This window comes from Asticcacaulis endophyticus, from assembly GCF_014652575.1.
Lineage (GTDB): Bacteria > Pseudomonadota > Alphaproteobacteria > Caulobacterales > Caulobacteraceae > Asticcacaulis > Asticcacaulis endophyticus.
The window spans coordinates 499907-511679 of sequence record NZ_BMZB01000001.1; the positions used below are offsets into that span (position 1 = coordinate 499907).

Consider the following 11773-nt stretch of genomic DNA (forward strand, 5'->3'; position numbering starts at 1 on the left):
TTTGCGGGTCGATGCGGAGAAAATTTTCTTGGGGCCGCCCATCGAAAATTTCCACATTTTAAAGTTAATTATTACTTACTGTTTTGTGGCTACAAATGGCGCATGATCGCAATCGATGAGGCCCGCCATCAGTGGTTACTGTACCTCAAGGCCCAGCGGCGCGTGGCGCCCAAAACCTTAGAGGCCTATGCTCACGCCACCGCGCTCTATTTCGGGCATATGCGCGCAGCGATTGGCAATAACCTCAATCTGACTGATCTGTCCGAACTGACATCCGCCGATATCCGCGGCTGGATGGCCCATTTGCGTGGCAAAGACCCGCCCCTGTCGCCCCGGTCACTGGCCCAGCATCTGTCGGCAGTGAAATCGTTCCACAGCTATCTTGATCTGCATCTGGGGATCGCCAACACCCATGTCGCTCTGATGCGTGGGCCGCGCCTGAAAACCACATTGCCCCGCCCGCTCAATCAGGATCAGGCCATCGGTCTGATGCAGGATACGCTGATGCGCGACGACCTTGAGCCGTGGGAAGCCGCGCGCGACCGGGCGGTGTTTATGCTGCTCTATGGCTGCGGGCTGCGCATTTCTGAGGCGCTGTCGCTGACGGTCAAGGACACGCCGCTGTCCGATACCCTGCGCATGATGGGTAAGGGCAACAAGATGCGCATTGTGCCGGTGCTGGATGAGGTGCGCGCCGCCATTGACGCCTACAAAGCCCAGCAACCGTTTAGTCTGAAACCCGAAGACAAGCTGTTTCGCGCCAAACGTGGCGGAGACCTGTCCGCCCGTCAGGTACAGACCAGCATGGCCCATATGCGCGGCCGATTAGGGCTGAATGAGCGCGCCACGCCCCATGCCCTGCGCCATTCCTTTGCCACCCACCTGTTGGGGTCTGGGGCCGATCTGCGCTCCATTCAGGAATTGCTGGGCCACGCATCCCTATCGACCACCCAAAAATATACTCAGGTCGATACGGAACGCCTGCTGAATGCTTATGCGGCCGCCCATCCCAAGGGCTAAATTAGACTCTGAAAGCGTTGGTACTGCGCCTCGCCGCCACAGACCGCGCCACCATCGGCAATCGAAGCCTTGGCGCCTAAAGCCTGCGCGCACGCCACCGCCGCAGATAATATTTCCCGCGCAATTACCGGATCATGCACCTGAACATTTTGGACTGACCCCGATAAGCCCTGACGTACCGGCGGCTGGTAAATGCTGAGGTTACGCGACACGGAAGCTAATGAGGCTTTGCGAACATAGTCCATGCCGGTCAATTGCTCAGCCGATGAGCCGCGTCCGCTAATCAACGCCAGCCCCAGGGTTAGTTCAGCATAAGGCCCACCCTGCTCGGCCTTTTGACGCAACACCAGCATGGGACCGGTCAGGGCCGTTTCGACATAGCCCATCGCAATTTTTCGACCAGCGTCATTTAAGCCCACCGGATCATTGGTGACGCAACCGCTCAAAGCCAGCAGCGCCGTTAACACCATACCTTTGAAAATGCGCATAACACCCCCGAAAATATCCCTCACGGCCTTATGCCATGAGGGATGCAAACTGAGAACCGAATTTTGCGCTACTGCCCCTGCTTTTGTTTGACGGCTTCTTCCTTGGCGGCGGCGCGGTCTTCGGCATCGAAGGTGACTGGCGCAGGCGCGGCGGGCTCGGCCACACCATAGTCACGGCTCTTTTTGGCCAGCCGCTGCATGGTCTCGCCCAAAGCTGATTTATCAACGGCCATGGATTTGGTGCGCTCAATCCCCACGCCATTGGCATCCGAAAAGTTTGAAAAATCAGCGCCCAGAAACACCACTTCCCAGCCGCGCTTTTTGGCGGCATCGAGTGCGGCCTTGGCCGTTTTCTGGGTCATTTCGCGTGAGGCATTTTCCTGCCCGTCGGTCATGATGACGATAACGGCTTTTTTGGGATTATCCTTGGAGGCCGTCGCGATGATCTGGCCGATCGCGTCATAAAGCGGGGTCATGCCGCGCGGCGAAGCCTCGGCATTGGTGACATCCTGCCAGTTCAGCGGGGCGACCTTATCGCGCAAAACATTGAATTGCAGACCGTCCTGCGCATCAAACACCGCCAGAGTGACCCGCGTGTTCAAATGCCGGTCAAAGGGTTTTGAGGGATCGGACTTGCCTACATTTTCGGCATAGGCATTGACCGAACTGAGGGCCTCGGCCCACATCGACGACATGGACCCGGTACGGTCGAGCAGAATATAGGTATTGAGATCGGCAGGCTTATGACCAATCTGAGCCTGGACATTGGACGCAACGCTTAGTGATACAGTGAGGGCCATAGCGGCCAAAAGCAGCTTGCGCATCTTTCATTCCCCGTGCGGATCGTGATGATCCTGAGACTGAGGCTGCGCGTGGATAAAGGCGCATAGACGGCACAATCATGGCGCGATATTTGTCTTTTAACGTCGGGATTGTGGCGGGGGCTTTAAGCGCGCAATTCGACCCGGATTTCGCCGCGGAACAATTGCTTGAGCAAATCCGCGTCCTTTAGGCCCACAATCGGCTTATTACCGTCGAACATTTCTTCTGCCGCGATGCCGAGCGCTTCGCAGTAATCCAGCACCAGCGCCAGGTCATCGGCATCATAGCCCTTGGCCACGCCAAAGGTTTTCATGCGCGTGCTGAAATCCTTGGGGCCGGACTCTTTGCCCAGCACATGATCGATCAGCTTTTTACGGCCACGGGGGCCATTAAAGCGATACAGCGCCGACATCAGCATCTGAGCCGCCTCGGTCAGATCAGCCGGCTTCGTGCGCGACAGGCAGTTATCACAATGGCCGCACGGCTTACCCGCCCCTTCGCCGAAATATTGCCGCACCATGTCCTGACGGCAGCCGGGCTCCATCATGAAGCGGTGAAAGCTGAGCGCCTTTTCCTGCGTGTGGCTTTGGGCGGGCGCGCCATCCTTTTCGCGCAAATTCTGACGGCGCAGGGCCCAGCCGAGATCGGTCGAGGTGTAGAAACACACACCCGCCGCCGGTTTGCCGTCGCGTCCGGCCCGCCCGACTTCCTGCCAGTAGGCTTCTAATGAGGCCGGCGGATCGGCATGGATCACAAAGCGGACATCGGCCTTATCGATGCCCATGCCAAACGCGATCGTCGCCACCATGATCGGGGTATAGCCACTTAAAAACCGCGTCAGCCGGTCTTCGCGCTCAACGGCGGAGAGGCCCGCATGATAGGCTTCGGCACGGTAGCCCTGATCGATGAGTTGCCGCGCCAGCTTTTCGGTGCCATCGCGTGACCCTGAATAGATGATGCCGCCCGCTTTAGGCTGCTTTTTGAGTACCTCAAGAATGTGTTTAATCACCGGCCCCTTACGGCGCACGAAGCGCAACGACAGATTGGGCCGGTCAAAACTGCCAATAACCTCAGTCGCGTGGGCAATGCGCAAAGCCGCCTTGATATCCTGACGGGTATGGGCATCGGCGGTAGCGGTCAGGGCCAGGGTCGGGACATTTGGAAACAGCCCCTTGAGCTGCCCCAAGGCACGGTATTCCGGGCGGAAATCATGGCCCCACTGAGAGACGCAGTGGGCTTCGTCGATTGCAATCAGATTGACCTCAAGCTGCGCCAGCCGGTCGAGCACATAGGGCTGCACCAGCCCTTCGGGCGACAGGTACAACAGATCAAGATCGCCATCGCGGGCGGCGTCCCACAGGCGGGCGCGCTCAGCCGAATTCAGCGACGAATCCATGCGTGCGGCCCGCACACCCTTAGCTTCCAGCGCCTGCACCTGATCGCTCATCAGGGCAATCAGCGGCGAAATCACCAGACCAAACCCCGGACGGATCAGGGCGGGGATCTGATAACACAGGCTCTTGCCGCCGCCGGTCGGCAGGATGGCCAGCACATCATCGCCGCGCAAAATCGCTTCAATGACCGGGGCCTGCTGGCCACGAAAACGCTCATAGCCAAAGGTATCACGCAGGCACTTTACCGCCGCCGCCATATTAGCGGGCGCGGATGCGTCTGGTAATTGCCGTAAGGCCTGACTCATTAAGCACTTTTCATGTGATTCTATATATCCTATGAGCTATAAGCCTATTCGGGGGGCCTTTCACAGTTCAAAAAACAGGCGTGACGCTGCTTTAAAACGCGCGCATAATTTTGACGAAATTAACCCTGAAACTAGATACTGATTTTTGGTGACCAGAGGACGTGCATGGCCCTGCAATTTAAACGACCCCCACTCAAGGCGTTCATCTATTGGGCCACAGTGCTTGGGGTGTGGGCGATCATCTTTGTCACCGCCTTTATAGCGGTGTTTTCGTTCGGCCTGCCGTCGATTGATGACATCGATAAGGTCGAAAAACAGCCCGCCATCACCTATCTGGATCGTTCCGGCGCCCTGATCGCCGTGCAGGGGTCGCAGTCGGCACCGCCGGTCAATCTCGATGAACTGCCGCCCTATGTGCCCGCGGCGTTTCTGGCGGTTGAGGATCGCCGGTTTTATCACCATCCCGGTTTCGATCCGGTCGGTATCCTGCGCGCCGCCATGCGCAATGCCACCAAAAAGGGTGGCAATCTGGCGGGCGGATCGACCATAACCCAGCAATTGGCCCGAAACCTGTTCCTGTCGTCTGATCAGAATATGAAGCGCAAGATTCAGGAACTGATCATGGCGGTGAAGTTGGAGCTGAAATTCACCAAAAAGGAAATTCTGGCGCTCTATCTCAACCGCGTCTATTTTGGGGCCGGGGCTTACGGTATCGAAGCCGCCTCGCAGCGCTATTTCAATAAACCAGCCAAAGAACTGACCATTGCCGAGTCGGCTTTGCTTGCCGGAATGATGAAGGGGCCGTCGCGCTATTCACCCCTATCCGATAGCGAACGCGCCCAGAACCGTGCCAATATCGTGCTCAACGAAATGGTCGAAGCCCGTGTGATTACGCCGGAGCAACGCGCCGAGGCCGTGTCGAAACCGCTGAAAGTCACCAAGACCCTGGCCACCGCCCACGCCCTCTATTTCATCGACTGGTTAAGCAGCGAAGTCCAGCCGATTGCGGCCTCGGCTAAGGAAGACCTGATCGTCGAGACCACGCTCGATCTGGCCATCCAGACTGACGCCGAGCGTGCCGTTCAGCGCATCATGGAACGTGACGCCAAGAAAAAGGTCGAACAAACCGCCCTTGTCGCCATTGATGGCGAAGGCCGGGTGCGCGCTCTTATTGGGGGGGTGTCTTATGCCGACAGTCAGTTCAACCGCGCCATCGAAGCCCACCGTCAGGCCGGATCGTCGTTCAAGCCGTTTGTCTATCTGACCGCCATGGAAGCCGGTTACAATCCGCTGACACCCGTCGTTGATGAGCCGTTTGAAATCGGCGGCTGGTCGCCGGAGAACTACACCAAGAAATTTTTAGGCCCGATGGATCTGCAAACCGCACTGGCCCAGTCGATCAACACCGTGGCCGCCCGCGTCGCCAATGATGTTGGCCGCGAAAATGTCGCCCGCACGGCCCGCCGTCTGGGGATCGATTCCAAGATTAATACCGATCCGGCTATGGCACTGGGCACGGCCAGTCTGACACCGCTTGAGATGGCGCGCGCCTATGTGCCGTTCTCCAACGGCGGCTATAAGGTCGCCCCCCACGGTATTATCCGTATCCGCACCACGTCGGGCAAAATTCTTTATCAGTACCGCGAAGATGTCCGCACTCAGGTCATCGCCAACCCACCACTGGCCTATATGAACCAGATGATGCGCCAAGTGGTGATTTCCGGCACCGGCAATGGCATCAAGATCCCTGGCAACTATGATCTGGCCGGTAAGACCGGCACGACCAGTGACTACCGCGATGCCTGGTTCGTCGGCTATACTGGCGGTTTCACCACCGCGGTCTGGGTCGGCCGCGACAACAACACCCCGATGGCGCGCGTGACCGGTGGCGGCACACCCGCGGCGATCTGGCGTGATTTTATGGCCTCGGCCCTGACCCGCATCAAGACCAGCGCCATCCCCACCGGCCCGGTCAGCGAAATGGATGAAGCCGCCAGTGCGGCGGTCGATGAATTGCTGAACTCAAGCCCTGCGGCCAATGATAATGCCGTACCGCCGATGGTGACCATGGAGCCGATCCCAAACCCAGAAGATCAGCAACCAGCCCCGACCGATGCGGACGATATATTTTCAGAAGCCCAAAGAAGGAATCAGTAAACGCTAACCGGCTCCATAGGCAAACAGGCTGTGTCCGTGGGTTTTCAGCCATTGCCGCGCCGGTTTATAGTCGCCGAATATGCGCTCAACCTCCGCCCAGAACGGGGGCTGGTGATGTGGGTGTTTCAGGTGGGCCACTTCGTGCGCGCAGACATAGGCGAACACCGACTCCGGCGCCATGATCAGCCGCCACGAATAGCGTATCGCCTGACGCGACGGAGTGCATGATCCCCACCGGCCCTTGGGGTCGAAAATGGCCACTTTCACGCCGCTATAGCCCAGACCTTGCGCATAGTCTTCGGTATAGGTTTGGGCAAACTCCAGCGCCTGCTTTGACAGATAGCGGCCCACGCGACGGGCATAGGCATCGTCCTGCCCGCCTGCGGTAAGTACCAACCCCTCATCGGTTTTCAGAAAGCGGGCGGAGGCCATATTGCCCGAAGATTTAAGCGCCAGAGTGCCGCCCCGGTAAGGAATATCCATATCCGGCGCAAACATGGCGACTTTCGGTTTTTTGGCGCTGAATTTGCGAACCCAGTCAAGGCGGGTGCGCGCAAAGGCAATCGCCTGCGTAATCTCACGTACATGGGGCACGCTCAAGATCGCTTCCCCGGATTTATTGTCGATGCGCAGGGATATACGTCGGGCGCGGCCATTGACCTTCAGACGCAACGAGACGTCGTCCAACGTCACGACGTCGCCGTGCCCTAAGCCCTTAAATTCTGACGATTCGCGCTTCCATAGCATGAAGCTAATTTAAAGCGCTTTCCGAAAAGTGTCAGCGGTTTTCGGCATTAAAAGCGCGGCTTAAAGATTAGCATCCGTCTTGGCAATGAAGTCACGGATTTTCGGATAGATGCTCTCGCGGAAACGCCGCCCGTTGAACACGCCGTAATGCCCGGCCCCGGCCTGCACATAAAGCTCTTTCATATCGGCGGGAATATTGGGACAGATTTCGTGCGCGGCCTGAGTTTGACCAACGCCGGAAATATCGTCCTTTTCGCCCTCAACCGTCATCAGGGCGATGTCGGTAATGGCTTGCGGCTTCACGGTACGACCATTGTGAACCAGTTCGCCCTTGGGCAAGGCATGTTTCTGGAAGACCAGATCGATGGTTTGCAGGTAAAACTCTTCGGTCAGATCGAGCACCGACAGATATTCGTCGTAGAACTCAAGGTGCTTTTCGACACCGTCGCCGTCATCTTCGACCAGATTGCTGAAATAGCTTTTGAGCGCATCCATGTGCCGCTCTTCGTTCATGCTCATGAAGCTGTAGAGCTGCACAAAGCCCGGATAGACCCGGCGGCCAACCCCCGGATAGGGCGGCGGCACATTATGCACCATGTTTGACTTGAACCAGGCAAACGGACGCTCTTCGGCCAGATTATTGGTCACGGTCGGGTTGAAACGCGCATCAATGGGTGAGCCCATAAAGGTCATCGACGCCGGACGATTCGGATGATTATCTTCAGCCATCAGGCAGGCCGTAGCCAGAACCGGCGGCCCCGGCTGGCAGACCCCGACCACATGGATGCGTGAGCCAATAAACTCCAGCATCTGCTGGATATGGTCCATGTAGCTATAGAAATCAAAACGGCCTTCCAGCACCGGCACCTGACGGGCATTGACCCAGTCAGTGATATAGACATCGTGATCGAGCAGGAATTCCTGCACCGTCCCGCGCAAAAGGGTCGCGTAGTGGCCTGACAAGGGGGCAACGATCAGCACGGCGGGTGCGGTTTTTTTAACGCCTGCCCGACGCAGATCGGCATTGTCACGCTGAAAGCGCAGCAGCCTGACCCACGGTGTTGACCAATCTTCGACAATCTGCACGCGCACCGGCGTGTCGTTGATGGTCACGCTGTCGATGCGCCAGTCGGGCTTACCATAGCGACGGGTGACATTGGAAAACAGCTCCGCCGAGGCATAAAGCGTGCGGCCCAGCGCCGTGTCGGAGGCCGGATTAGCCTTTGACCCCCAAAAATCACGGGTCATTTGCGCCAGCGCCCGCATGGGGGCGGCCGAATAATAGGCGTACTCATGAAGCGAATACAGCATCTGAACTCTACCTTGGTTTATCCTGCCGCGGGGCGACACTCCACTAAACCCTATCACAGCAAAGCTGCCAATAGGTTACTGCGGCGCAAACCAAGATGTGATGAGCAGGTGCAGCATTCAAGCACCGGCATTTCAAGTCGCGTCTTTGGCCTAACTACCGCATTTCCTTGCGTATCATGTCAGCGCTGTCTTTGGGGGATATTTCGCGCCCAAGGGGTAAGACGAACTGGCCTTCGGGGTTCATCAGATAGATGACCGCCGTGTGGTTCATAGTGTAATCCTCACCCTCGCCCGATTTGGAATAGGTGGCGCGGTAAGCCTTGGCGATGTCATCCACCTGCTGCGCTGTGCCGGTAAGACCAATGACGCCGCCCGGAAAGCCGGGGCTTTCGATATAGGATTTCATCGCCGCCGGACTGTCGCGCTCAGGATCAACGGTGACGAACACGATCTGGAAATCTTTGGCCTTATCGCCCAACTCCTTTTGCACGGCATTGAGGTGCTGCAAGGTCAGCGGGCAAATGTCGGGGCAATAGGTAAAGCCGAAGAACACCGCCGACCACTTACCTTTGAGGATGTCTTGCGTGACCACACGGCCATTCTGGTCAGTCATGGTAAAATCACCACCGACCTTAACTGACGGATCGACCTGCGACGATCCGCCACCGGGTGACGCCTTAAGCGTCGTGTACCAGTACGACCCAATGAGTGCAAATAATCCCACAAAAATAATAAGGATAATTGTCAGGCGCGATTTCGTCATCTATTTACTCACCTCTGATTAATTCCGCCTCAATAGGCCATTCATGGATTTTAGCCAAACCTTTAAGCGGATCGGTCTTGATTTCAAGACGTTGGATCTGACCGCCGCACCGCCTCTGGGCGGACGCGATCACCTGCGCCTGCGCACGCTGGTGTTCCTGCGCTGGCTGGCCATCATCGGTCAGACCGGCATGGTCTTGCTGGTGGCGTTCGGGTTAGGCTACGAAATCAATGTCGGCCTGTGTCTGGCCATCATCGCCGCCAGCGTCTGGCTCAATGCCCTGTTGATGCTGGGCGGGCGGTCGCGGTCACAACTTAAGGACTGGGAAGCGGCGGTTCAGTTAAGCTTTGACACCCTGCAACTGGCGGTGCTTTTAGGGGTAACCGGCGGGCTCAATAACCCGTTTTGCCTGATGCTGATCGCGCCGCCTACGGTCGCCGCCGCCAACCTGCCGACCCGTCAGGGGATCGCGGTCATAGGCGTGGCACTTGCGGCCTCCATCAGCCTGTTTTTCTGGTCGCTTGATCTGCCGTGGCATGAGGGTCAGTCGCTTTATCTGCCGCCCATGTACCGGGTCGGGTTTCTGGCAGCCCTTCTGATCGGGATTGTGTTCACGGCGGGCTATGCCTGGCAGGCCGCACTGGAAGCCAAACGCATGGAGCAGGCGCTGGAGGCCACCCGCGCTGTTATGGAAAAAGAGCACCGCCTGTCGGCCCTTGGGGGTCTCGCCGCCGCCGCCGCCCATGAACTGGGCACGCCGCTGGGCACTATTCAGGTGGTGGCTAAGGAAATGATGCTGGCGCTCGATAAGGACGACCCGCTCCATGAGGACGCCGCCCTGCTGGTGTCGCAGTCAAAGCGCTGCCGCGACATTCTTAAAACCCTGTCGCAACAGCCGGAAACGGTCGATGAGGTCTATGACCAGATGCCGCTTAGGGCCTTTCTGGAAGAGGTCGCCGAACCCTTCCGCCACTTCGGCAAGACCATCCATATCGATATTTCTACGGACGGCGGGAGCAGCAGCGCCATCACCATCAAGCGCCGCCCGGAATGGCTGCATGCCCTGTCGGCCTTTGTCGAAAATGCCGTCGATTTTGCCACCACTCAGGTGTGGATCAGGGTCGACATTTTCGATGCCCATGTGGCCTTAAGCGTCGAAGACGACGGGGCTGGCTTTTCTTCGGAGATCCTGGGCCGGCTGGGTGAGCCCTATGTGTCAACACGCCACAGTGACGTTAAGGCGCAACTGCGTCATAAGCCCGGCGGTATGGGGTTAGGGTTTTTCATTGCCAAGACCCTGTGCGAATATTCCGGCGCGGCGGTCAGCTTCGGCAACCGCGCAAGCCCTGATCGCGGGGCCTTCGTCAAGGCGATGTGGAGGCGTGATCAGATGCAGATTTCAGGACTGGAGCTATAAAATGGCCGATGCGGTAAGTGAAACCATAGCCAATCTGGCGGACAAGACCCTGATCCTGCTCGATGACGACGCGCCGTTCCGTCAGCGTCTGGCGCGCGCGCTGGAGGCGAGAGGCTTTCAGGTCACCGCCGTTGAAAGCGTGGCTGAGGCCCTGACGGCTATTGCCGCCAGCCCTCCGGCGTTCGGGGTCATGGATATGCGCCTTGAGGACGGCAATGGTTTGAAAGCCGTCGAAGCCTTACATGCTAAGCGCCCGGATGCCCGCGCCATCATGCTGACCGGCTATGGCAATATCGCCACCGCCGTCGCCGCCGTCAAATCCGGTGCGATTGATTATCTGTCAAAACCTGCCGATGCCGACGATGTCGTCAAGGCTCTGCTGGCGATTGAGGATCACAGCCCCGCCCCGCCGGAAAACCCGATGTCCGCCGACCGTGTGCGCTGGGAACACATTCAGCGCGTCTATACCCTGTGCGGCCAGAACGTGTCGGAAACGGCCCGGCGCCTCAACATGCACCGCCGGACCCTGCAACGGATTCTGGCCAAACGCGCGCCCAAATAGCTATTCATCCGCAATGATAATATTTGGATTATCCGGCGGGATAAATTCAAACAGGCCAATATCCAGCGCCTTTTGCGGGCGATAGGACATGAGCGGATTCGCAGCCAACGCCTGCACTTCCTCCGGTGTCAGGGCCTGCCCCAGCGCCTTTTTACGCACGGCCCGCGCCTGCACATAGGGCTCAAGACTGGCCGCCGGTTTGGCGACACGCTTTGGGATGATCTTCCAGTAGGACACACTGAGTTGCCACACCGACTTTACCGGCTTTGCGGGGGCTGGCCAGCGCTGACCGCCGGTCATAGCGGGGGTTGTGCGCTTGGCTGATTTTACCGGCTCAGCCCGGCACATAAGGCGTGCAAACACATCCGCCGCATCCGGTGTAAATCGCGATCCCGGTCGCGCATCCTCAAGCAGTTCGGGGTACTGCGCGCCGTAATAATCAAGGGCGGCACTTTCCGTCTCAAATTTCGGCCCCACGACTTCCGACACAAATTGTACGGATTTGCCGGATTCGGCCATGGCTTCAGATTCACGGGCCGCGCGCGCAAATCCCTTCGATGCCCAACTATTGAGGACATCGATGCCATGAAGGGCAATGGGGTAGCGCACGCTGGCCATGATCCGAACCTATCCAAAACCGTTGCCACTCTATAACGCGGCCACAGGTTTCCAAAGGGTGAATACCGGTTAAATTCAGCACAGCCTTATTTTGTTGGCGGCAGGAGATTCAACTTGATTTATCATGTCAAGTCATCTGATTCGTTTTACAACCTGAAAAGCCTGAATG

Annotated in this window: 11 protein-coding genes; 4 read left to right on the top strand and 7 right to left on the bottom strand. The window is 57.8% G+C overall.

The window, feature by feature from the left end; all coding sequences use genetic code 11:
• The first annotated feature begins 102 nt into the window (after nucleotides 1-102).
• Complete coding sequence (locus tag IE102_RS02335) at nucleotides 103-1020, top strand: tyrosine recombinase XerC (RefSeq protein ID WP_189484761.1); 918 nt, start codon at nucleotides 103-105, stop codon at nucleotides 1018-1020.
• On the opposite strand, the gene IE102_RS02340 is transcribed toward IE102_RS02335, so the two are convergent.
• The 3 genes from IE102_RS02340 to IE102_RS02350 form a co-directional block, all read right to left on the bottom strand.
• Nucleotides 1017-1508, bottom strand: coding sequence for a hypothetical protein (locus tag IE102_RS02340; protein ID WP_189484762.1), 492 nt, complete (start codon nucleotides 1506-1508; stop codon nucleotides 1017-1019). The genes IE102_RS02335 and IE102_RS02340 overlap by 4 nt on opposite strands.
• Nucleotides 1509-1576: 68 nt before the next feature.
• Nucleotides 1577-2332, bottom strand: coding sequence for a vWA domain-containing protein (locus tag IE102_RS02345; RefSeq protein WP_189484763.1), 756 nt, complete (start codon nucleotides 2330-2332; stop codon nucleotides 1577-1579).
• A 122-nt stretch (nucleotides 2333-2454) separates the two neighbouring features.
• Nucleotides 2455-4029 (bottom strand): RecQ family ATP-dependent DNA helicase, encoded by a 1575-nt coding sequence (locus tag IE102_RS02350; protein ID WP_189484764.1) that lies wholly within the window; start codon nucleotides 4027-4029, stop codon nucleotides 2455-2457.
• A 165-nt stretch (nucleotides 4030-4194) separates the two neighbouring features.
• Here IE102_RS02350 and IE102_RS02355 point away from each other — a divergent pair, with 165 nt between their 5' ends.
• A complete protein-coding gene (locus IE102_RS02355; RefSeq protein WP_189484765.1) occupies nucleotides 4195-6186 on the top strand; it encodes a transglycosylase domain-containing protein in 1992 nt (663 codons plus the stop codon).
• A gap of 3 nt (nucleotides 6187-6189) precedes the next feature.
• Here IE102_RS02355 and IE102_RS02360 read toward each other — a convergent pair whose 3' ends face one another.
• The 3 genes from IE102_RS02360 to IE102_RS02370 all read right to left on the bottom strand — a co-directional run bounded on the left by IE102_RS02360 (nucleotide 6190) and on the right by IE102_RS02370 (nucleotide 9007).
• A complete protein-coding gene (locus tag IE102_RS02360) occupies nucleotides 6190-6879 on the bottom strand; it encodes a M48 family metallopeptidase (protein ID WP_229807529.1) in 690 nt (229 codons plus the stop codon).
• A 114-nt stretch (nucleotides 6880-6993) separates the two neighbouring features.
• Nucleotides 6994-8244 (bottom strand): polyhydroxyalkanoate depolymerase, encoded by a 1251-nt coding sequence (locus tag IE102_RS02365; protein ID WP_189484767.1) that lies wholly within the window; start codon nucleotides 8242-8244, stop codon nucleotides 6994-6996.
• A gap of 154 nt (nucleotides 8245-8398) precedes the next feature.
• On the bottom strand, nucleotides 8399-9007 hold the full coding sequence (locus IE102_RS02370; protein ID WP_189484768.1) for an SCO family protein: 609 nt from the start codon (nucleotides 9005-9007) through the stop codon (nucleotides 8399-8401).
• Nucleotides 9008-9050: 43 nt separating this feature from the next.
• Here IE102_RS02370 and IE102_RS02375 point away from each other — a divergent pair, with 43 nt between their 5' ends.
• Nucleotides 9051-10424: an ActS/PrrB/RegB family redox-sensitive histidine kinase gene (locus IE102_RS02375; RefSeq protein WP_189484769.1), complete on the top strand. Its 1374-nt coding sequence runs from the start codon at nucleotides 9051-9053 to the stop codon at nucleotides 10422-10424.
• Between the two features lies 1 nt (nucleotide 10425).
• The gene (locus IE102_RS02380; protein WP_189484770.1) at nucleotides 10426-10986 is read left to right on the top strand and encodes an ActR/PrrA/RegA family redox response regulator transcription factor; all 561 of its coding nucleotides are present in this window, start codon (nucleotides 10426-10428) and stop codon (nucleotides 10984-10986) included.
• Here the strand turns inward: IE102_RS02380 and IE102_RS02385 are convergent, their stop codons facing one another.
• Nucleotides 10987-11604 carry a hypothetical protein gene (locus IE102_RS02385; RefSeq protein ID WP_189484771.1) on the bottom strand — a complete coding sequence of 206 codons (618 nt, stop codon included), beginning with the start codon at nucleotides 11602-11604 and terminating at the stop codon, nucleotides 10987-10989.
• Nucleotides 11605-11773: the final 169 nt, after the last annotated feature.